General features: G+C 63.4%; 20 protein-coding genes. 11 read left to right on the forward strand and 9 right to left on the reverse strand.

Annotated elements, in window-relative coordinates:
• Window positions 1–7: 7 nt before the first annotated feature.
• The 6 genes from J0909_RS16640 to J0909_RS16665 are packed head-to-tail and all read right to left on the reverse strand — an operon-like array spanning window position 8 to window position 5,633.
• Window positions 8–1,105, reverse strand: a complete 1,098-nt coding sequence (locus tag J0909_RS16640; protein ID WP_207264623.1) for an HprK-related kinase B — start codon at window positions 1,103–1,105, stop codon at window positions 8–10.
• Window positions 1,102–1,974, reverse strand: coding sequence for a GAK system ATP-grasp enzyme (locus tag J0909_RS16645; protein WP_207264624.1), 873 nt, complete (start codon window positions 1,972–1,974; stop codon window positions 1,102–1,104). The genes J0909_RS16640 and J0909_RS16645 overlap by 4 nt, the downstream gene beginning before the upstream one ends.
• Before the next feature lie 15 nt (window positions 1,975–1,989).
• A complete protein-coding gene (locus J0909_RS16650) occupies window positions 1,990–3,642 on the reverse strand; it encodes a phosphate signaling complex PhoU family protein (protein WP_207264625.1) in 1,653 nt (550 codons plus the stop codon).
• A 4-nt stretch (window positions 3,643–3,646) separates the two neighbouring features.
• Entirely contained in the window at window positions 3,647–3,913 is a 267-nt protein-coding gene (locus J0909_RS16655) for an amphi-Trp domain-containing protein (protein ID WP_207264627.1), read from the reverse strand.
• A 16-nt stretch (window positions 3,914–3,929) separates the two neighbouring features.
• On the reverse strand, window positions 3,930–5,090 hold the full coding sequence (locus J0909_RS16660) for a PHP domain-containing protein (protein WP_207264628.1): 1,161 nt from the start codon (window positions 5,088–5,090) through the stop codon (window positions 3,930–3,932).
• 24 nt (window positions 5,091–5,114) lie between these two features.
• Window positions 5,115–5,633, reverse strand: coding sequence for a GAK system XXXCH domain-containing protein (locus J0909_RS16665; protein ID WP_207264629.1), 519 nt, complete (start codon window positions 5,631–5,633; stop codon window positions 5,115–5,117).
• Window positions 5,634–5,816: 183 nt separating this feature from the next.
• Here J0909_RS16665 and J0909_RS16670 point away from each other — a divergent pair, with 183 nt between their 5' ends.
• The gene (locus J0909_RS16670) at window positions 5,817–7,544 is read left to right on the forward strand and encodes a bifunctional metallophosphatase/5'-nucleotidase (protein WP_207264630.1); all 1,728 of its coding nucleotides are present in this window, start codon (window positions 5,817–5,819) and stop codon (window positions 7,542–7,544) included.
• An 89-nt stretch (window positions 7,545–7,633) separates the two neighbouring features.
• Here the strand turns inward: J0909_RS16670 and J0909_RS16675 are convergent, their stop codons facing one another.
• Window positions 7,634–8,623, reverse strand: a complete 990-nt coding sequence (locus tag J0909_RS16675) for a Gfo/Idh/MocA family protein (protein ID WP_207264632.1) — start codon at window positions 8,621–8,623, stop codon at window positions 7,634–7,636.
• Between the two features lie 109 nt (window positions 8,624–8,732).
• On the opposite strand from J0909_RS16675, the gene ppnP reads away from it, so the two are divergent.
• From ppnP to J0909_RS16725, 10 genes are all read left to right on the forward strand, one after another.
• Window positions 8,733–9,047, forward strand: a complete 315-nt coding sequence (ppnP, locus tag J0909_RS16680; protein WP_207264634.1) for a pyrimidine/purine nucleoside phosphorylase — start codon at window positions 8,733–8,735, stop codon at window positions 9,045–9,047.
• Window positions 9,048–9,056: 9 nt separating this feature from the next.
• Window positions 9,057–9,467, forward strand: a complete 411-nt coding sequence (locus tag J0909_RS16685; protein WP_207264635.1) for a hypothetical protein — start codon at window positions 9,057–9,059, stop codon at window positions 9,465–9,467.
• Window positions 9,468–9,694: 227 nt separating this feature from the next.
• A complete protein-coding gene (locus tag J0909_RS16690) occupies window positions 9,695–10,759 on the forward strand; it encodes a UDP-glucose--hexose-1-phosphate uridylyltransferase (RefSeq protein ID WP_207264636.1) in 1,065 nt (354 codons plus the stop codon).
• Window positions 10,759–12,060, forward strand: a complete 1,302-nt coding sequence (locus J0909_RS16695) for a galactokinase (protein ID WP_207264637.1) — start codon at window positions 10,759–10,761, stop codon at window positions 12,058–12,060. The genes J0909_RS16690 and J0909_RS16695 overlap by 1 nt, the downstream gene beginning before the upstream one ends.
• Window positions 12,057–13,085, forward strand: coding sequence for a LacI family DNA-binding transcriptional regulator (locus tag J0909_RS16700; protein ID WP_207264638.1), 1,029 nt, complete (start codon window positions 12,057–12,059; stop codon window positions 13,083–13,085). The genes J0909_RS16695 and J0909_RS16700 overlap by 4 nt, the downstream gene beginning before the upstream one ends.
• Window positions 13,076–14,128, forward strand: a complete 1,053-nt coding sequence (locus J0909_RS16705) for an aldose epimerase family protein (protein ID WP_207264639.1) — start codon at window positions 13,076–13,078, stop codon at window positions 14,126–14,128. Before J0909_RS16700 ends, J0909_RS16705 begins: the two co-directional genes overlap by 10 nt.
• A 36-nt stretch (window positions 14,129–14,164) precedes the next feature.
• On the forward strand, window positions 14,165–15,262 hold the full coding sequence (locus J0909_RS16710) for an ABC transporter ATP-binding protein (protein WP_207264641.1): 1,098 nt from the start codon (window positions 14,165–14,167) through the stop codon (window positions 15,260–15,262).
• Between the two features lie 79 nt (window positions 15,263–15,341).
• Entirely contained in the window at window positions 15,342–16,598 is a 1,257-nt protein-coding gene (locus J0909_RS16715) for an ABC transporter substrate-binding protein (RefSeq protein WP_207264643.1), read from the forward strand.
• 163 nt (window positions 16,599–16,761) lie between these two features.
• Window positions 16,762–17,880, forward strand: a complete 1,119-nt coding sequence (locus J0909_RS16720; RefSeq protein ID WP_207264645.1) for a carbohydrate ABC transporter permease — start codon at window positions 16,762–16,764, stop codon at window positions 17,878–17,880.
• Window positions 17,881–18,708, forward strand: coding sequence for a carbohydrate ABC transporter permease (locus J0909_RS16725; RefSeq protein WP_207264647.1), 828 nt, complete (start codon window positions 17,881–17,883; stop codon window positions 18,706–18,708). It begins immediately after the preceding gene.
• Window positions 18,709–18,936: 228 nt separating this feature from the next.
• On the opposite strand, the gene J0909_RS18475 is transcribed toward J0909_RS16725, so the two are convergent.
• The gene (locus J0909_RS18475) at window positions 18,937–19,065 is read right to left on the reverse strand and encodes a hypothetical protein (protein ID WP_286182107.1); all 129 of its coding nucleotides are present in this window, start codon (window positions 19,063–19,065) and stop codon (window positions 18,937–18,939) included.
• Window positions 19,066–19,208: 143 nt separating this feature from the next.
• Entirely contained in the window at window positions 19,209–19,946 is a 738-nt protein-coding gene (locus J0909_RS16730; RefSeq protein ID WP_207264693.1) for a tetratricopeptide repeat protein, read from the reverse strand.
• Window positions 19,947–20,021 lie beyond the last annotated feature (75 nt).

The raw sequence follows: 20,021 nt of genomic DNA on the forward strand, positions 1-20,021 counted from the left end.
CGCTCCGTCAGTCGGCCGGAAGACGGCCGGTTTTCATGTAGTGCAAGCATACCTCGGATGCCCGGTCGAAGTCCACGCCTCCGGCGATTTCGATGAGATCGGCCCCGGCCAGCAGGTCGGCGTAGGCGTCCTCGTCCGGGTCGCCCCGGCGGGCCGGGTCGTCGGGCAGGTAGAAGAGCCCGGTGGACTTCATGAACGCGGGCAGGAGATCCCGGCGTTCGTGCGGGTCCGCCATGCCGGCGCGCAGGGGGGTGTCGTCCCGCGTCCAGTTGAGAATGATCAGGGCGTTCATGGGGCAGCGCAGTTCGAAACGTCCCGGCCCGTAACATTCGTCGATAAGGGCGTCGTATTTGTGCTCCAGCCCCCACAGTTCGTCCTTGGGTAGGGACAGGAATCGCCCGCGCAGTTCCGGCTCCACGACGCAGTGCAGGTCCGGGTTGTTCAGGGCCGTGCCCGGGTTGATACGCGGCTGCTTGGCCACCCCGTACATGGTCAGCCCCTCGCCGTCCCGCTCGACCATGACCCGGTCGTTGGAGATGAACGTCGCCCCCTTGCTCATGAGGTGCAGGGCGAGCGTGGATTTGCCCGCGCCCGAGAACCCGGCCAGCGAGATGCCGCGTTTGCCCGAACGCACTCCGGCGGCGTGGCCCAGGAATCCTCCCTGGTTGAGCTTCCATTCGATGAACCGGTTGTTGACGAAGTTGATGACCTGATTGACGTTCTCCCGGCACGGCCCCACGGCCACGTTCTCGCCCTGCCCGAAGAGGAAGAGCATGCCGGTCAGCCGCTTTTTGACCATCCGGCCGTCGGGCAGGTCTATCCATTCCTCTTTGATCCTGGTCTTGCCGGGGTCGGGTTGCTTGACGTTGAAGGCGAGGTCCGATTCCGGGGCCGGGGTTTGGTGGGCCGAAAGGGTGATCTGCGGCTCGCCCTCCCCGGTGAGGAATTCCTTGAAATAGTCGGCCAGGGCGTCGTTCAGCGCGTCCGTGGAACTGTTTACCCGGATGCGGCAGCCGCCGAGGTTAAGGAAAAGCGTGCGGGCGGCCGGGCAGGCCGTCTTCACGGCGCTGGCCAATTCCCGGCGGGTTGTACCGGTCAGCTTCATTTGAGTTTCTCCATGACGTAGTCCGCGTAGCGCGCGGCGGCGTCGATGCCGCTGGTCTCCTGAATGCCCCGGAAGCCGCCGAACACGGAGACTTCGAAGACATAGGGGCCTTCGTCGGTGATGGCCACGTCCACGCAGGTGAAGTCGAGGTTGAAGTCCGCCTGGGCCCGGCGGGCCAGTTCGATGATCTCGGGCGCGGGCTCGTAGGGCCGGTACTTGCCGCCCGAGGCCGTGGTGGTGTTCCAGGCCCCGTTGGTCTTGCACCTGGCGTAGGTGGTCAGGTACTCGCCGCCGAGGAAGGCTATGCCCAGGTCCAGGTCGCCCAATTCGATGGTCTTCTGGATGTACAGGATGGGGTGCTCGGCCTTGTATTCCTCGATGGCCGCCCGGGCGTCGGGCCCGTTTTGCAGCACGAACATGCCGCGCGCCTTGGAGGTGTACAACGGCTTGAACACGGCCTCGCCGTAGTTCTCCAGGGCCACCATGGCCTGGTCCACGGACTCGGTGACGGTCGTGGGCGGCATGGGGATATCCTTGAGCTGAAGCGAGATGGTGCAGGACAGCCGGTCCAGGGCGCGCAGGATGGAGTAGGGCGAGCTGAATATGCTGAGTCCCCGTTCGTGCAGATAGCGCAGGACCTCCAGCCGGTCCAGGAGGTCCGGGGAGTAGCGCGCACCGATCTTCTTGATGATCAGGGCATCGAAATCGTTGAGCGTATGCCCGTTGTAGAAGGCCCGGCCCGAGGGCAGGTCCAGGCGCACGTTCGCCATGTCGATGAGCACGCGCTCGCCGCCGGTCCTTTCGGCCACGGCGTCCGCCAGTTTTTCGGAGGACCAGCCGCCCTCGATGCCAATGACTCCTATCTTCACGAAACGGCTCCTTGCCTAATAGTAGAGGATGTCCTCGGGCAGGGTGAATCGCTTCCAGTCCCCGCCCCGGTAGTGATGGATTTTTTCCAGCAGGAACATGGACCGGTTGTACATCTCCTTGGCGAACTTGAAGTTCAGCTCGAACCGGGTGGAGGTGTAGAAGCTGCGCGCCAGGGCGAAGGCCAGCCGGGCCTCGACCGTGGGGTCGTCATGCCGCCCGGCGAATCCCCGGATGAATCCGAGGAATTGCCGGATGACCGCGTTGATGCGCGCGCGATGTTCCGTGTCGAACAGGGGCACGCGGAAGTTGGAGACCAGGAAGACCGAAGCGTCCTGGACGTAGTCGAAGTCCCGCGAGCGGTACAGGTCGATGTAGTGGATCTGCTGCGCCTCATGGTTGTAGACCACGTTGTTGATGTTGAAATCGCCGTGGATGAAGACCGAGAAGGGGGCCTCCATCTCGTCCTCGATGTCCGCGCAGGCCGACAGCAGGGATTCGCTGGACGGCACTTCTGCAGCACCCAGACACTTTGGGGCGCGCCAGAATTCGGGGTGGGTCTGGAGCACGCCTTCCAGCCGGGACTGGATCTGCCGGATGTAATTGGTCTTGACCGGCAGCTCGACCATGGTTTTCGACCAGGTTTCGAGCACGGTATTTTCCAGGATGAACAGTGCGTTGCGCACCAGTTCGTCGTCGCCGGACAGGATGACCTCGTCCAGGGTGCAGCCGTTCAGGAATTCCACCAGCATGGACCCCTTGTCCGCTTCCTCGTGGAAGCCGTAGATATCGGCCACCAGATTCGGAAAGAGCTGCTTCCAGCGCTGGATGGACTCCCGTTCCTTGCGGATCTTTTCCAGGTTGCCTTCCTTGTAGATGGAACCCTGCTTCTTCTCTTCCGGGGTCAGGTCGGCCTCGCGCGATTCCACCTTGCCGATGCGGCAGCCCGAGCGGGTGCCCCAGATGGCGCTGAAGTCGATGTCCGAGAAGGAATCGCTGAATCCGGACTTGGTCAGGGTTTGCTGCAACGCCTCGAACTGCTCGATCTTGATGCGCTCGCCGAGCAGGGAGAAGATGACCGCCTCGCCGATGTTCAGCAGGGCGTCGCCCACCCGCTCGAAATAGCGGAAGATGAACAGCACCGTGACCAGTGATTGCGCGTCGCGGCCCATGCCCATCTCGTTCATGACCCGGTCGAAGCGGACCTTGTACACGTCGTCGAGCATGGGCTCGGCCTTGCAGATGTACAGGGCCTTGGACATGTCCTCGCCGTGATAGGCGTCGAGGATGGCCCCGAGCCGGGAGAGCATGATCTCGAAGACCTCGGTGTAGTCGTACCGCTGCACGAAGGACTGGTCGTCGAGATATTGCATCTGCTTGACGATGTTGACGAAATAATCGGCGATCTTTTCGAGATTAACGCAGATGACCTGGATGGCGCGGATCTTGTTGAGGGCCCGCTTGTCCAGGGTCTGGTCCGCGTGGATGCGCGAGTAGCACTTGTTCTCGATGATCGTCTTGAGGTTGTCGATGTAGTCGTCGCGCGAAGTGATCTTGGCGTATCGCTTGCGCGAAGGGGCATCCATGAACTTTTGCGTGGAGCGGGCCTGGTTTTCCACCTCGTAGACGATGAACTTGAAGTTCTCGTCCAGTCCTTCAAATGTGATCATGGGGTTAGCGGACCTTGAGGAAGACGTCTTCCGGGGATTGGGCGGCGGGAGCGTCCTTCCAGGATACCTTGATGGAGATCTTGTTCTCCGTTCCCTTTTTCCTGGCCTTGATCGTGAAGTTGAGCAGCCCCTCCGGTTCGAGGTGGATCTCGTTGCCGTTGGTGGACAGGTTGATGGAGCGTTTCTCGAACCCTTCGATCAGGGATTCGAGGAAGTCCTTGATAGACCCGCAGTCCTGGAGCGAATCGAATACGAATTTTTCTTCTGCCATGGGTGTCCTCGCCTGCCTATCCCGCCAGGCGGGCTTTGTACTCCTCGATCACCGAGCGTCTGGAGATGTTGTTGACAATGAGTTGCTTGCGGATGCGCAGGTCGTCCCAGGCGGGCTGAAAGCCGATCTCGCGGGCCGCCTTTTCCGGGTTCTGCTGATCCTCCGGCTTGGTTTTCTCGCCCATGTGGCAGTCGTCGCCCATGAAGATGAGCTTGTCCCGGCCGCCGTTGCGCCGTCCGTTCTGTTCGTTGACCACGGAGATCAGGAATTCCGTGTATTCCTGCGACTGTGGGTTCCAGACTTCGATGCCGTCCACATCGTAGTCGCGCAGCAGGATGGGCCAGAACTGTTCGGGATGTGGGATGACTATGCAGCCGCCGAGCCCCCGGACCTCCTCGATGATCTCGCTGGCCCGGTAGAAGAAGGACAGGTCGAACCCCTCCTTCACCAGGTGCTTGACCGCTTTGAGATAGGCCTGGACCCGGTCTGTGGCGATATCGCCGAGTTCTCCGCGCATGGCATCGAACCAGTTGCGCAACAGCTTGTTCTTGATCGACAGGCGCGGAACCCCGGTCCAATGCGCGTCCAGCAGCCGTTCCACCTTGGCGACGTTGATGCGGACGAAATCGATAAGTTCACGGTCCGCGCCGGTGGCCCGGGCCGCCCGCTCGATGCGCGCCGTGTCGGGCTTGGTGATGGTGTGCATGAATTCGAAGAGCTGGCCCGAGCGGTATTTGAAGGTGTGGGCCAACATCGACTTGAGCACGCCCGCGTCCTTGACCCGCTCGTCGGCGAAGTGCAGCAGGAGTTGAACCTTGCGGTTGAAGCCGGAGGAGAAGCAGTCCACCTCCACCCCGGTGTAGCCGTCCCAACTCATGAGTTGGTTGTGCTGGGTGGGAATGAGCAATTCGTCCGCGCGGTTGGGGAACATGGCGTCCACCCGGGCGCGGATGTGCTCCATGGGCACGAATTCCGGATGCCAGTGGGTGGCCAGCAGGACGTCCTGGCGCGCGTGTACGGTGGACGGCGTGACCACCTGCGACACCTGCCACGGGGCGAGGTCCGTGGAGACCACGGTGAAGAACCGTTTTTCGTCGGCCTCGGTGATCTCCGCGTCGGCTTCCATGGGGAAGGTCCGGCAGTCGCAGGCCTCGGGGTCGGTCTTGATCAGTTTCATGGGCAGGATCCGGGGTCGGGTGTTTCAATCGTATTTGGCGTGGCAGCGGCTCTTTTCGTGGACCAGTTTGTCCACGGCCGCGTGCATCCCGGCCAGGTCGCCGGAGTCATAGGCGGCCTTGAACTCCGCGCATACGCTCGTGAAGCTCTCGTAATATTCGTCCCCGTAGCCGGGGTAGGTGACCATGAGGGCCGCGTCGGCCAGGAAGGCGTCCACGGCCTCCCGGGGCGGGACGGCGCCGTCGTGGACCATCTTGACCAGTATCTTGAAGCTTCCGCGCATGCGTTTCTTGAGATCCTTGTACTTGGGCTTGGCCGTTCCGCCGTCCCCGTCTTCGGGCGCACACGGTCCGGCCGACTTGAATTTGGCCTTCAGGCTGATCTGTCCGTACTCGTTTTTCACGCTGATCTTGATCTTGCGGAAATCGTCCACGCAGGCGAACTCGTCGCGGCCGCCGTTTTCCACGGCGTCGGCCAGTTGGCGAAAGAAGGCCGCCAGCTCTTCGGCGGTGAGATATTTGCCGATGGTCATGTCGTTGCTCATGGGGAACTCCCGTTGGAAGTGATTGGTGCGACCTTACCGGGAAAAGGACTTGCAATACAATGCGCGTTGCAGAATCGTCACAATTATTCACACGGCGGCGTTGCCCGGCCGTTCGCGTCCGCCCGGGATCGTTTTCATTTTCCCGGAATGCTGTTATCCCGGCCATAAGAGCCGGAGGTTTTCATGTTACGCCACCTGACCCGTTTTGTCCTGGCCGCAGTGCTTCTTTTCCATTCCATCGCGGCCTTCGCCTTCGACGTGACCCTGCTGCACGTCAACGATTCCCACTCCTACCTGGACGCCACTTCCGAGACCATCGCCCCCCGGGGCGTGGCCGCTTATGTCCGCATGGGCGGTTGGGCCCGCCTCGGCCAGGCCGTCAAGGCGGTCCGCGCCGAAAGGCCGAACGTCCTCCTGCTCCACGCGGGCGATGCCGTGCAGGGTGGTCTCTATTTTCTGAAATTCAACGGCAGACCCGAAATGGAACTCCTGGACCGGCTGGGGTTCGACGCTTTTGAACTGGGCAACCATGAGTTCGACCGGGGCGCGTCCTTCCTGGCCGGGATGCTTGCCCATACCAAGGTTCCGGTGCTCTGCGCCAACCTGCACGCCTCGGACGAGCCCGCCCTGGCCGCCCGGGTCAAGCCCTACGTCATCGTGGAAAAGGGCGGCGAGCGCATCGGGATCATCGGCCTGCTCACCCCGGAGGCCACGGTTATTTCCAGCCCCGGCGACGTGGAGTTCGCCGATGAGACCCACATGGCCATCCTGCTTGCGCGCGAACTCCAGGCGCGCGGCGTGAACAAGATAGTGCTCCTGACCCACGTGGGCTTTAACGAGGACAGGCGTCTGGCCGCGACCGTCCCCGGCGTGGACGTCATCGTTGGCGGCCATTCCCACACGCTGCTCGGCAGCCCCGACGGCGTCGGCGCCCTGGGCCTTCACCCCGCGGCCGCCTATCCCACGGTGGTCAAGGGCGCGGACGGCGGCGACGTGTACGTGGTCACCGCCTGGAAATGGGGGCGCATGCTCGGCCGTCTGGATTTGACCTTCGACGACGCGGGCCACATCACCCATGCCGAGGCCCGACCCACCCTCATCCTGGGCGACACCTTCAAGCATCGGAACGACGCCGGGCTGAAGGTCGAACTCAAGGGTGCGGAGCGCGACGACCTGCTGGCTCTTGTCGCGGCCGACCCCGAGGCCGCCGTGGTGCCTGCCGATCCGGCCATCCGCAAGTTTCTCGGGCCGTTCAGCCAGGGCGTGGAGGCCATGCGCACGGAGGTTATCGGCGAGGCCGTCCTGCCTCTGCCGCACATCCGCGTGCCCGGCACCACCGACACCGGCGAGTCCCTGCCGCGCGGCAGCCTCATCGCCCCCCTGGTCTGCCGGGCCATGCTCAGCCGGCTTGAAGCCACCGGACGGCCCGCCGACATCGCCCTGCTCAACGCGGGCGGTGTGCGCGAATCCGTGGAGCAGGGGCCCATCACCGTGGGCGCGGCCTATACCCTGTTGCCGTTCAACAACAGTCTGGTGCTGCTCGAACTGACCGGCGCGCAGATTCACCGGGCCCTGGAAGTCGGAGTGGACCGTGGCGGCGGGGCCTTTCCCTATGTGGGGGCCGCCCGCTACACCGCCGACATGCGCCGCCCCGAGGGGGCCCGGGTCCTGGCCGTGGACATCCTGGACCACGCCGGCAATTGGGTTCCGCTCGCTCCGGACCGCACCTACCGCGTGGTCACCAACAATTATCTCGCCTCGGGCGGCGACGGCTACGACGTTCTCAAGTCCGCCGCGTCGCGCTGCGATACCGGGTTCGTCGATGCCCAGGCCTTCATCCGCTACGTCGAGCGCCAACGCATGCTCAAACCCTTGCCCATCAGCGGCGTGACCTACATCCCGGCCAGATAGAACGGCTGTCCGGGGCGCTCTCCGCCCAGAGTCGGCAGGGCGCGGGTTACGCGGGAAGCTGGAGGGACGCGGTCAGCGATGGCAGGCGGTCAACAATGCTCCCATTGCCGCGTTCCGGCGCTCTTGAACAGGGCGTCCATCGTATGCTGGTTGGCGAAGGTGTCCATGAGCGAGATCGGCACGGGCCGGTCTTCAAGGACGGCTTCGGCAAAGGCCTCGGCCTGGAGGGTGTACTGGTCGCAAGGGGCGAAGGTGACGGTCCGGACGCCGTCGTTCCCCTGCAACAGGATTTCCGTGGGCGCGTCCGGGGGGGCGTTGAACGGAATGAGAATCTCGATGCGTCCGGCTTCGCCCAGGACGTTGACCCGTTGATAGGGGGCCAGTTGAGTGGAGCAGGTGAAGGTGGACAGCCTGCCGCCGAAGTCGAGCATGCCGGAGAAGGTCCGGTCGGTGCCGAATTCGGGGTCCGTGTCCATCCAGCCGAGCACGCGCCCGGGTTGGGCGTTGAACAGGAGGCGGGACAGGGAGACCTGATAGCAGCCGATGTCCATGAGCCCGCCGCCGCCCATGTCCGCCTTGTTGCGGATGTTGGCGGGATCGTCGTTGAAATAGGAAAAGAAGGACTGGATCGAAGTCGGTTTGCCGATGGCCCCTTCGCTCACGAGCCGCCCGGTTTCCACCCATTGCGGATGGAAACGGTACATGAACGCCTCCATGACCTTGATGTCGGGGTGCATGGCCGCGGCATTGATCAGCCGGTTGACCTCGGCAGCGTTCAGCCCCAGAGGCTTTTCGCACAGCACGTGCTTGTCCCGGGCCATGGCCTTGAGGGTCCATTCCACATGCAGGTGGTTGGGCAGGGGGATGTAGACCGCGTCGATGTCCGGGTCGGACAACAGTTTGTCATAGCTGTCGTAGGCCTTGGGAATGTTCAGTTCCTCGGCGGCCCGGCGGGCGGCCTCCCCGTTGCGGGAACAGATGGCCGCGACCTCGCAGCGCTTGGCCCGCTGCATGCCGGGAATGACTTTGGTGCGGCCGATCTTGGCCGTGGACAGTACGCCGATACGGATGGCTTTCATGGGCTCCCCCAGGGTTGACGGTGATTGCCGCCTCCCAGTATAATCGGAACCCGCCACCACGCAAGCGCGGATATCCTGCGCAATACAGCCAACAACAATCGGAGAGAGCATGACCGCATTCGCCAACGCGACCATTACCAAAAAAGCCAATATCTATTACGAGGGCAAGGTAACCAGCCGGACCATCACCCTGAGCGACGGCAGTGTCGTCACGCTCGGCATCATGCTGCCCGGCGAATACGAGTTCGGCACCGAGAAGCCCGAGTTCATGGAAATCACCTCGGGCGAGGTGTCCGTTCAGTTGCCCGGCCTGGACGACTGGGTGGCCATGACCGGCGGGCAGAGCTTCAACGTGCCCGGCGAGGCCAAGTTCCGCCTCAAGGTCAGCACCGTAACCGACTACTGTTGCTCCTATCTGGACTAGGAGGCGAGCATGTCCGACCAAGGCAGGAGAATCGAATTCAACGGCAAGGGCCCCTATCTGTTCCCAATCCTGGCCGGTCCGCCCGAGGCCACGTTGCTGGAGGACCATGCGGTCTGCCTGTTCCGCTTCGAGGGATTGTATCTGCCCGTGGCCCTGTCCGCCTGCGGCCCCATGGCCGGGGCCCTGACCGAGATGTCCCGGGCGGACGCGGGTGCGGAGGGCGAGGGCATGATTCCCCTGGACTTCGATCTGGGAGAAACCCTGGAGCTGCCGCTGCTGACCGGCGTGGCCGGAACCAGCAGCCAGCACGACGACGTGGTTTGCATCGACGTGTTTTTCGGCGAGACCCCGGCACGGTTGCGCCTGTCCGTTCCCGCCGCCGCGGTTGTCGGCCAGATCCTTTCGCAGGTCGCCGTCTAGGCGGCCCGGCGGGGCGGTCCGCAACCGTCTTTCCTCCCCCCCCGCCGGCTCCCCGCATCCCCCTTTCCGGGGATCGGTTTTTGTTACACCCTGTTGACAAAACAGCGCTTCTATGGTCTGCTCCCGCGTGTATCGCAAACGTTTGCGGCAACGTTTGCGCTGCCGCTTGGGAGGACCGTGCGTCTTGGGAAGGACGTCCTCCCGAGTGATCGCAACCAGGGGAAGGCATGTTTTTCGAGGACACACCACACAGGCGGCTGAACCAGCTCACCGGCGAATGGGTGCTGGTTTCGCCCCATCGCACCAAACGGCCATGGCAGGGCCAGCGGGAGGCGCCCGACCGGGCGGCTTTGCCTGCGTATGACAAGCACTGCTACCTCTGTCCCGGTAATGACCGGGCGGGCGGAGCGGTCAACCCGGACTATGCCGACACCTTTGTCTTTACCAACGACTTCGCGGCGCTGCTGCCCGAGCCCCCGGCGCAGGGGCTGGCTCCCCAGATGGACGGGCTGTTGGTGGCCGAACCCGAGACCGGCACCTGCCGGGTGATCTGCTATTCTCCCCGTCACGACCTGACCATGGCCCGGCTGGGCGTGGACCAGGCCGCGCGCGTGGTTGACGTTTGGTGCCGGGAGTTCGCGGGGCTCGGCGGGCGCGAAGACATCGGCTACGTCCAGATCTTCGAGAACCGGGGCTCGGCCATGGGGTGCTCCAATCCGCATCCGCACGGCCAGGTCTGGGCCACCCGAGGGGTGCCCATGTATCCGGCCGTCGAGGACCGCCGCCAGGCCGAACACCTTCGCGACAAGGACAAATGTCTGCTCTGCGCCTATCTGGAGACCGAACTGGCCCGGGGGGAGCGGCTGCTTTTCGAGAACGATTCGTTCGCGGTCCTGGTGCCGTTTTGGGCCTTCTGGCCCTTCGAGACCATGATCCTGCCCAAGACGCATCTGTCGAACATCCTGGAGATGAATCCGGCCCAACGGCGTGATCTGGCCGAGGCCATGGTCCGCCTGAACGTGCGTTACGACAACCTGTTCCAGACCTCGTTCCCCTATTCCATGGGCATCCACCAGGCCCCCACCGACGGCGGGGACCATCCTCACTGGCATTTTCACCTGCATTACTATCCGCCCCTGCTGCGCTCCCGGTCGGTCAAGAAGTTCATGGTCGGTTACGAGATGATGGCCATGCCCCAGCGCGACCTGACCGCCGAGTCCGCGGCGGCCCGTCTGCGAGAGTTGTCCGAGGTCCACTTCCTGGATCTGCCGGGCGGCGGAGAGGGCGCGTAATGCCGCACGCGGCCGCCTACGCCGAGGCCCTGCGCCGGGGCGACCTGGATTCGGTCCTGGCCCGTCTGTATCGGCCGGAGGATGTCGCGGCCCAGCGCGTCCGGTATCTCGATCTTCTGGCCCGGTTCGCGACATGGCCCGGCCCCGGCCCGGCCGTCCTGGTCCTGGCTCCGGGGCGGACCGAACTGGGCGGCAACCACACGGACCACAACCTGGGCATCGTCCTGGCGGCGGCCGTGCAGTTCGACTGTCTGGCAGCGGCGAGGCCCAACGACGAAGGCGTCGTGCGCATCCGTTCCAAGGGGTTTGACGGCGAGATCTCCGTTGCGCTCGACGATCTCGCCCCCCGGGCCGAAGAGGAGGGCACATCCATGGCCCTGGTTCGCGGGGTGGCCGCCGGGCTGGCCGGGAACGGGCGCAAGGTGGCCGGGTTCGACGCCTGTGTGGACGGCGAGGTGCCCCTGGGTGTCGGCCTGAGTTCGTCGGCAGCCTTCGAGGTCCTGGTGGGGCGCATCTTCAGCGAGCTGTTCAACGACGGACAGTGCACCGCCCTGGAGCTGGCCGTGGCGGGCCGGTCGGCGGAGAACACCTATTTCGGCAAGCCGTGCGGGCTCATGGACCAGCTTTCCTGCGCGGCCCAGGGCATTTTATCCATCGACTTCGCGAATCCGGCCGATCCGGCCAGGAGCGAGGTGGATTTCGATTTCGACCGGACCGGATACCGGCTGGCCGTGGTCGATACCGGCGGCAGCCACGCGGACCTGACCCCGGACTACGCGGCCATCCCGGACGAGGTGGGCCGAGCCGCCCGAGCCATGGGGCGGGATTTCGCGCGCGGGTTGACCGTGGACGCGGTCCTGGCCCACGTGGCCCGCATCCGCGAGGCCGCCGGAGACCGGGGCGTGCTCCGGCTGATCCATTTCATCGAGGAGACGGACCGCGCCGCCGAACAGGCCGAGGTCCTGGCCGCCGGACGCATGGACGAATTCCTCACCCTGGTCCGCCGGTCCGGGGACTCCTCCTGGCGGCTGCTGCAAAACTGCATTTCGGCCACGGCCCCTCTGGAGCAGCCCATTCCCCTGGCCCTGACCCTGACCGAGCGGTTTCTGGGAGGCCGGGGCGCGTGCCGTATTCAGGGCGGCGGGTTCGCCGGGACCATCCAGGCCTATGTGCCTGAGGCGCGCTTTGCGGCCTACGCGGAATTTATGGAAGAGGTCTTCGGGCAAGGCGCGGTCCTGCCGCTCAAGGTCCGCAAGCCGGGCTTCGAGCGCATCCTGCTCGACGGGGAAGTGCGCGCGTGAGCCAGTTTACCCTCAAAGACCTGGCCCGCAAGTTGGGCGTGTCTCCATCCACGGTGTCCCGCGCCCTGCGCGGCCACCCGGACATCAGCCCGGTCACTCGGCAGCGCGTGGTCGAGGCGGCCGAGAAATACCACTACCACCCCAACCAGCTCGCCCAGTCCCTGCAAAAGAAGCGCAGCAACGTCATCGGGGTCATCGTACCCGAGATCCGGCATTACTTTTTCTCCCACGCCATCAGCGGCATAGAAGAGGTCGCCTACGACAACGGCTACACCATCATGGTCTGCCAGTCCCACGAGACCCTGGCCCGCGAGATCCTCAATGTCCAGGCCCTGGTCTCCAATCGCGTGGCCGGACTGCTCATCGCCATCTCCTCGGAGACCACCTCCTTCGAGCATTTGTCCCGGACCATCCGGCAGCGCGTGCCCCTGGTCCAGTTCGATCGGGTGGTGGAAGAACTCGACACCGGAAAGGTTGTGGTGGACGACTACGCGGCCGCCTACGGCGCGGTGGAACACCTCATCGCGTCCGGCTACCGCCGCATCGGCCACATGGCCGGGCGGGAAGGCATAGCGCTCAACCGCAAGCGGTTCGAGGGATACCGCGACGCCCTGGCGGCCCACGGCTTGCCGCTGGAAGAGAAATTTCACCTGAGCGGCGGGTACCGCGAGGAGGACGGCCGGGCCGGGGCCGACCTCTATCTGGCCCTGGACGAATTGCCCGACGCCATCCTGGCCATCAACGATCCCGTGGCCGTGGGGCTGCACACCCGGTTCAAGGAGCGGGGCGTGCGCATCCCGGACGATGTGGCCCTGGTGGGCTTTTCCGACACCCCGGCGGCGGCCCTCATCGAGCCGGCCCTGACCACGGTCTGCCAGCCCGCCTTCGACATGGGGCGGACCGCCGTTTCCCTGCTGTTGCGCCAGTTCGCCGACGGTGCGGACTTCGAACCCGAGACCGTCGTCCTGGAGACCGAACTGCGGGTGCGGGGCACCTCCGTGTCCAAGGAGGGGCCATGTCGTTGAATCGGCGATCCTTCGGCACCACGGGCGACGGGACCCCGGTGGAACTGTTCACCCTGGCCAACGGAGCGGGCATGGAGGCGGACATCTGCACCTACGGCGGCGCCTTGGTCCGGCTGACCGCGCCCGACCGCGATGGCGTCCCGGCCGATGTTGTCCTGGGGTACGACGATCTTGACGGCTACCTGAACGACGCCTGTTGCTTCGGGCGGCTGGTGGGCCGGGTGGCCAACCGCATCGGCGGGGCGCGCCTGGTTCTGGACGGCGAGACCTTTGCGCTCGACCGCAACGACGGCCGCAATCACCTGCATGGCGGGAGCGGCGGGTTTCACAGCCGGGTCTGGGAGGCGGAGCCTGTCGAAACCGAAAGCGGCTCCGGACTGGCCCTGACCTACAAGAGCCGCGACGGGGAGCAGGGCTACCCCGGCAACCTGACGGTCTCGGCGGTTTACGTCCTGACCGGCGACGGGTTGCGTCTCGATTTTTCGGCGACCACGGACCGGACCACGGTCGTCAATCTGACCGCGCACCCCTATTTCAATCTGACCGGGCGGCCCGGCACGGATTGCCTCGATCACATCCTGACCATTCCGGCCCAGCGCTTTCTGGCCACGAACCGGGAAATGATCCCCACGGGGGACTTGGCCGAAGTTGCCGGAACCCCAATGGATTTTAGAATAGGGACGGCCGTGGGCGCGCGTCTCGGACAGGATTTTCCCCCCCTGGCCTTCGGCGGGGGGTACGACCATTGCTTCGTTCTCGACGAGCGGAACGGGCTGAAGCTCGCGGGGGCGGTGTTCGAGCCCCGCTCCGGCCGGGGCCTGGAGGTCTGGACCACCCAGCCGTGCGTCCAGTTCTATTCCGGCAATCATATCCCGGAAGGGTTGCCCGGCAAGGGCGGTGCGGTGTATGGTGAGAGGTCGGGACTGTGTCTGGAGCCCCAAGGGTTCGTGGACGCGCCGGGCCATGCCGCCTTCCCCCAGGTGACGCTGCGCCCCGGGCAAATATGTAATCAAACGATTTTGTATAATTTTTTCGTTAAGTAGCACAGCAATGTGCGCAGGCAAAAAGAGACGGTGAACATGGCGAACGTGCAATTGAAGAAGGTGGTCAAACGATTCGGCGATGTGGAGGTGGTCCACGGCATCGATCTCGGCATCCAGGATGACGAATTTATCGTTCTGGTCGGACCCTCGGGGTGCGGCAAGTCCACGGTGCTGCGCATGATCGCGGGGCTGGAGCCGATCACCAGCGGCGAGGTGTTCATCGGCGACCGGGTGGTCAACCAGGTCTCGCCCAAGGATCGGAACGTGGCCATGGTCTTCCAGAACTATGCCCTGTATCCGCACATGTCCGTGCGCGAGAACATGGGCTTTTCGCTGAAGATGCGCGGCAAGGGGGCGGACGAGATCGAGGACAAGGTGAACGAGGCTTCCAGGGTTTTGGAATTGACGCCGTACCTGGACCGCAAGCCGTCGGAACTGTCCGGCGGCCAGCGCCAGCGCGTGGCCATGGGCCGGGCCATCGTCCGGCAGCCGGACGTCTTCCTGTTCGACGAGCCCCTGTCCAACCTGGATGCACAGTTGCGCACCCAGATGCGCATGGAGCTGCGGAAAATGCACCTGCGGCTGGCGACCACGACCATCTACGTGACCCACGACCAGATCGAGGCCATGACCCTGGCCGACCGCATCGTCATCCTCAAGGACGGCTATATCCAGCAGGTGGGCACGCCCATCGAGGTCTTCGAGCGGCCCGTCAATGTCTTTGTCGCCCGGTTCATCGGCAATCCCCCCATGAACATCCTCGACGGGACCTTCCACAAGAAGGACGGCGACCGCTACGTGCAGGTCGGCCCGTCGAAATTTCCCGTGGTCGAGGGCCAAAGCGACTCCTTCCAGGACGGCGCTCCCGTGTTCGTGGGCATCCGCCCGGACTCCATCAAGATGGGCGACGGCATCAAGAAACTGCCCGAGGCCTGGATGTGTCAAGGCGAGGTGGTGGTCTCGGAGATCCTCGGCGGACACTCCCACCTGGAGATCGTCGTGGACGGCGAGAATCAGCTTATCGCCGAGGTCGAGGGCCGGGTGGTGGCCCACCCCGGAGAGATCGTGCCCATCGGTTTCGAGTTCAACCGGATGGTTTTGTTCGACCCCGAGACGCAGAAAGCTGTTTATTAATTTTTCAGTGTAACAACTGATCGAGTTAATTGATTTTTGATTGAATGAAGTTGAATCTGCAAACCTTTAGGAGGTACGTATGAGAAAGGCTTTTGCGAAAATGTTGGTCGTGTTTGCGGCCGCGCTGCTGATCGGCGCTCCGCAGGCCGCCCAGGCAAGTGATCTGAAGGGTGATCTGGAGATTTTCTCTTGGTGGGCAGGTGACGAGGGCCCGGCCCTGGCCGCCCTGATCGACATTTACAAGCAACAGAACCCCGGCGTGAACGTGATCAACGCCACCGTGACCGGCGGTTCCGGCGTCAACGCCCAGGCCGTGCTCAAGACCCGCATGCTTGGCGGCGAGCCGCCGGATTCCTTCCAGGTCCACGCCGGCCAGGAGCTCATCGGCACCTGGGTCAAGGCCGACCGCATGGAGGACCTGACGCCGCTGTTCAAGGAGCAGGGCTGGATGGAGGTCTTCCCCGAAGGATTGATCAAGCTCATCGGCACCGACAAGGGCATCTGGTCCGTGCCGGTCAACATCCACCGCTCCAACGTCATGTGGTACGTGCCCGCCAACCTGAAGAAGTGGGGCGTGGAAGCTCCCAAGACGTGGGACGACTTCTTCGCCGCCGCCGAGAAGCTGAAGGCGCAGGGCGTCGTGCCTCTGGCCCTGGCCCAAAACTGGACCGCCAACCACCTGTGGGAATCCGTGGCCCTGGCCTCCATGGGCGCGGACAACTGGGACGCCCTGTGGGCGGGCAAGCTGTCCTTCGATTCCCCCGAAGTGGTCAAGGCGTGGGAACTGTTCGGCAAGGTTTTGCAGTACACCAACTCGGACGCTTCCTCCCTTTCCTGGCAGCAGGCCACGGACATGGTCGTTGACGGCCGCGCCGCCTTCAACATCATGGGCGACTGGGCCGCGGGCTACATGTCCACCACCAAGAAGCTCGCCCCGGGCGAAGGCTACGGCTGGATCGCTTCTCCCGGCACCACCGGCACCTTCATGTTCCTGGCCGACTCCTTCGGCCTGCCCAAGGGCGCTCCGCACCGCGCCAACGCCATTGCCTGGCTTAAGGTCCTGGGTTCCAAGGAAGGCGCGGACGCCTTCAACCCGCTCAAGGGTTCCATCTCGGCCCGCAAGGATTCCGACCTGTCCAAGTACAACGTCTACTCTCAGGACGCGGCCAAGGATTGGAGCAGCAACCGCGTGGTCGGCTCCCTGGCCCACGGCGTTGCCGCCAACGATACCTTCAAGAACGGTTTCGCCTCCATCATGGAGATGTTCTTGAAGACCAAGAACCCCCAAGCCGCTTCCAAGGCCTGCGCTCAGCTCGCCAAGAAGGCTGGCATCTAGTTTGAGAATATGAACCAGCCGCGGCGCGCCGGGGAACGTCCCGGCGCGGCGCGGCCCGACACATCGGATTAGCTTATGCGGGAAGCCTCGCTCGACAAGTTGAAAGCGTTCCTGACGCTCCTGCCGTCCATGATCCTCATCGGCGTCTTCGTCTNATTAGCTTATGCGGGAAGCCTCGCTCGACAAGTTGAAAGCGTTCCTGACGCTCCTGCCGTCCATGATCCTCATCGGCGTCTTCGTCTACGGGTTTATCGGCGACACCATCTGGACCTCCATGACCGACTGGGGCGGAACGGGCGCGCTGGCGCTCGAACCGGAGAAGCACTTCATCGGCCTGGAGAACTACATAGACCTTTTCACCGGATTCCTGGGCGGCGGGTTCCGCCAGGACCTGGTCAACGCGGTCTACTATTCGGTCATGCTCCTGGCCGGGGCCGTGGGGCTGGGCATGTTCATTGCCATCCTGCTCGACCAGAAGCCCAGGGGCGAGGACCTGTTGCGGACCATCTTTCTCTACCCCATGTCTCTGTCGTTCATCGTTTCCGGGACCATCTGGCGCTGGCTGCTGGCCCCCCAGGGCGGGGTCAACGTCCTGCCCAAGTATTTCGGCTTCAAGCCGCTGACCTTCAAGTGGCTGTCCAGCCAATCGGCCGTTCTGGTCTTCAACTGGCAGGACATCCTGCGCATCCTGCTCTATGTTGCCGCCTTCGTCCTGATCATGGTCGGTATGTTCATGCTCAAGAAAAACCAGGGCAAGGCCATCAAGCGGTGGCTCGTTCCCGGCATCCTGCTCGGGGCGGTTGTCTGGGTCTTCGGCGGGCTCCTCCCGGACGCCCTGTTCATGGAGGAGGAGCACGGCTTCAACCTGGCCACGCTAGGCATCATCATCGCCACCATCTGGCAGTATTCGGGCTACACCATGGCCCTGTATCTGGCCGGGTTCAACGGCATTTCCCAGGACCTGCGCGACGCGGCCATGCTCGACGGCGCGTCCCAGGTGGCCTACTACCGCCACGTGGCCATTCCCATGCTCAAGCCCATCACCATCTCGGCGGTGATCATCCTGTCGCATATCTCGCTGAAGATGTTCGACCTGATCTTCGCCATGACCGGCCCGGACAACGCCGCCACCGGCCATCCGGCCCTGAACATGTATCTGACCACCTTCCGGGGCAACGAGTTCGCCCGGGGCGCGGCCATCGCCATCGTCCTGTTCCTGGTGGCGGCAATGTTCATCGTGCCCTACCTCGTGGGCCAGTATCGCCAACAGGGGAGGCGCTAGATGACCGCCCGGAAACTCACCCCCGGCAACGTATTCCTCTACGGGGCCCTGGTCCTGCTGGCGCTCTTCTTCCTTATGCCCGCCTACATGGCGGTCGTGACCGCGCTCAAGGTGCCGTCGGAAATCAGCCTGCCCACGGCCTGGGACTGGCCGTCGGTGATCAACTGGTCCAGCTTCACCCAGGCCATCGAGAAGCTCAGGCCCGACTTCGTCAACTCCATCATCCTGACCATCTGCGGCACCATCGGCTCCACGATGCTCGGCTCACTCAACGGCTATGTCTTCTCCAAGTGGAAGTTCAAGGGCTCGGACGTGATCTTCACGCTGTTCCTGTTCGGGATGTTTATCCCGTATCAGGTCATCCTGATCCCGCTCTTCCAAACCCTGCGGGCCATGAACCTGTATGGCGGCCTGCCCGGCCTGATCCTGGCCCATATCGTCTACGGCCTGCCGATCACCTCGCTCATCTTCCGCAACTTCTACGCCCAGATTCCCACGGCTCTGATCGAGTCGGCCCGGCTGGACGGTGCGGGGTTCTTTTCCATCTACCTGCGCATCGTCTTCCCCCTGTCCATTCCCGGCTTCGTGGTCACGTCCTTGTGGCAGTTCACCCAGATCTGGAACGAGTTCCTCTGGGGCATCTGCCTGACCAGACACACGGCCAACCCCATCACCGTGGGCCTGGCCAACCTGGCCGGAGGACAGGCCGTGACCTGGAATCTGCCCATGGCCGGTTCCATCATTGCGGCTCTGCCCGTGCTGGCCATCTATATCTTCCTTGGACGATACTTTATTCGTGGACTCCTGGCGGGTTCCGTGAAGGAATAAGGGCATCGGGGGCGGCTTGCGACAGCGGGCCGTTGTCGGGCGACTTGAGCCGCCCGAATCGCACCATCGTTTGCAAAGGCCTCCGGCTCACCGAGCCGGAGGCCTTTGCGCGCCCCCGCGAAGCGGCGCCAAAAAGTTTAGGAAAGGATGGGGATGGGGGGCCGGGGGCAAAAAAAAGGCCCGGACAGGTGTCCGGGCCTTTTCGTTGTATCTGCTTGGTCGGGTTGATCAGTTGCGATTGCGATCTTCCTCGTTGGAAGAACGTTCGTCCTTGCTCTCCGGGGCATTTTCATCCCACAGCCCGCAGCTGTGGTCGATGCAGGAGAGGCACGGTCCGGGATAATCCATGTTGGGCATAGTGTCCTCCGGGGTAAGGGTATGGGAGTGTCCGGCGTCTTGGCCGGGGTGATCATATATGAACATACGTGATAAATAACCACGAATCAGCTCCCGGCAAGGGCGGATGCGGCGAAAAATTCGATAGGTGGCGGGCGGATCGGCTAGGCGTGTTTTTGGCAGTATTCGAGGAACTTCTGGGCCTCGGAGAAGGCCGGGTTGATCTTCAGGGCCCGCTCGAGATTGCTGACACAGTGGTCGCTGTGTCCTTTCTCATAATAGACGCGGGCCAGGTTGAAGTAGACATTCTCGTCGGTATCCACGATCTCCAGGGATTTCTCGTAATAGCGGATGGATTCGTCGTAGTGGCCGTGCTTGCGCAGGGATATACCGAAGGAGTTGAATTTCTGGCGGAATTCGAAGGTGAACGCCTCGTCCAGGCCGAGCAGGGTGTCGAGGACTTTCTTGAGCTTGTCGAAGTCCTTTTTCTTGGAGTAGACCTCGCCCAGGCCGTAGTTGGCCTCGATGTTCTTGTCGTCGATCATCAGGGCCTTGAGGAATTGCCGCTCGGCCTCGTCCAGGTTGCCCGTGAGAAAGGCTTCCTGGCCCATCTCGATTTTGCGGCGCAGGGTTTCCAGGGCCGGGACCGTGTGCAGCCGGTAGTAGCTCGGCTCCGGGGTGTATTGCCTGAGGAAGTCCAGTTCGGTGAGGATGCTGCGTACTCCCGAAGGCACATGATGAGCGTTCAGGGGCTGGATCTCGAATTGCTCCGGGGAGAGTTGGCGGGCATACCAGTAGGTGATGTTGTCGTGCCTGACCGATGTACCGCCGGTGCCCACATCTGCTTCGAGCTGCAATGAATATACACCCAGAATAGCCGGATAGTCGTCCACGACCCCCACTCCCCATTTTTGGTCAATCCATGTAACGTGCAAACAATTCTTAAATTAGTGCAGGTCTCGGCATAGATCAATAGT

It is taken from the genome of Desulfovibrio sp. Huiquan2017 (assembly GCF_017351175.1).
Lineage (GTDB): Bacteria > Desulfobacterota > Desulfovibrionia > Desulfovibrionales > Desulfovibrionaceae > Pseudodesulfovibrio.

Excerpts from the sequence above, each read along its gene's own strand:
- J0909_RS16715 (WP_207264643.1), top strand. The coding sequence starts at position 15,342 with ATGAGAAAGGCTTTTGCGAAAATGTTGGTCGTGTTTGCGGCCGCGCTG.
- J0909_RS16705 (WP_207264639.1), top strand. The coding sequence starts at position 13,076 with ATGTCGTTGAATCGGCGATCCTTCGGCACCACGGGCGACGGGACCCCG.
- J0909_RS16640 (WP_207264623.1), bottom strand. The coding sequence starts at position 1,105 with ATGAAGCTGACCGGTACAACCCGCCGGGAATTGGCCAGCGCCGTGAAG.
- J0909_RS16685 (WP_207264635.1), top strand. The coding sequence starts at position 9,057 with ATGTCCGACCAAGGCAGGAGAATCGAATTCAACGGCAAGGGCCCCTAT.
- J0909_RS16690 (WP_207264636.1), top strand. The coding sequence starts at position 9,695 with ATGTTTTTCGAGGACACACCACACAGGCGGCTGAACCAGCTCACCGGC.
- J0909_RS16655 (WP_207264627.1), bottom strand. The coding sequence starts at position 3,913 with ATGGCAGAAGAAAAATTCGTATTCGATTCGCTCCAGGACTGCGGGTCT.
- J0909_RS16695 (WP_207264637.1), top strand. The coding sequence starts at position 10,759 with ATGCCGCACGCGGCCGCCTACGCCGAGGCCCTGCGCCGGGGCGACCTG.
- J0909_RS16675 (WP_207264632.1), bottom strand. The coding sequence starts at position 8,623 with ATGAAAGCCATCCGTATCGGCGTACTGTCCACGGCCAAGATCGGCCGC.
- J0909_RS16660 (WP_207264628.1), bottom strand. The coding sequence starts at position 5,090 with ATGAAACTGATCAAGACCGACCCCGAGGCCTGCGACTGCCGGACCTTC.
- J0909_RS18475 (WP_286182107.1), bottom strand. The coding sequence starts at position 19,065 with ATGCCCAACATGGATTATCCCGGACCGTGCCTCTCCTGCATCGACCAC.
- J0909_RS16665 (WP_207264629.1), bottom strand. The coding sequence starts at position 5,633 with ATGAGCAACGACATGACCATCGGCAAATATCTCACCGCCGAAGAGCTG.
- J0909_RS16710 (WP_207264641.1), top strand. The coding sequence starts at position 14,165 with ATGGCGAACGTGCAATTGAAGAAGGTGGTCAAACGATTCGGCGATGTG.
- J0909_RS16670 (WP_207264630.1), top strand. The coding sequence starts at position 5,817 with ATGTTACGCCACCTGACCCGTTTTGTCCTGGCCGCAGTGCTTCTTTTC.
- J0909_RS16650 (WP_207264625.1), bottom strand. The coding sequence starts at position 3,642 with ATGATCACATTTGAAGGACTGGACGAGAACTTCAAGTTCATCGTCTAC.
- ppnP (WP_207264634.1), top strand. The coding sequence starts at position 8,733 with ATGACCGCATTCGCCAACGCGACCATTACCAAAAAAGCCAATATCTAT.
- J0909_RS16720 (WP_207264645.1), top strand. The coding sequence starts at position 16,762 with ATGCGGGAAGCCTCGCTCGACAAGTTGAAAGCGTTCCTGACGCTCCTG.
- J0909_RS16725 (WP_207264647.1), top strand. The coding sequence starts at position 17,881 with ATGACCGCCCGGAAACTCACCCCCGGCAACGTATTCCTCTACGGGGCC.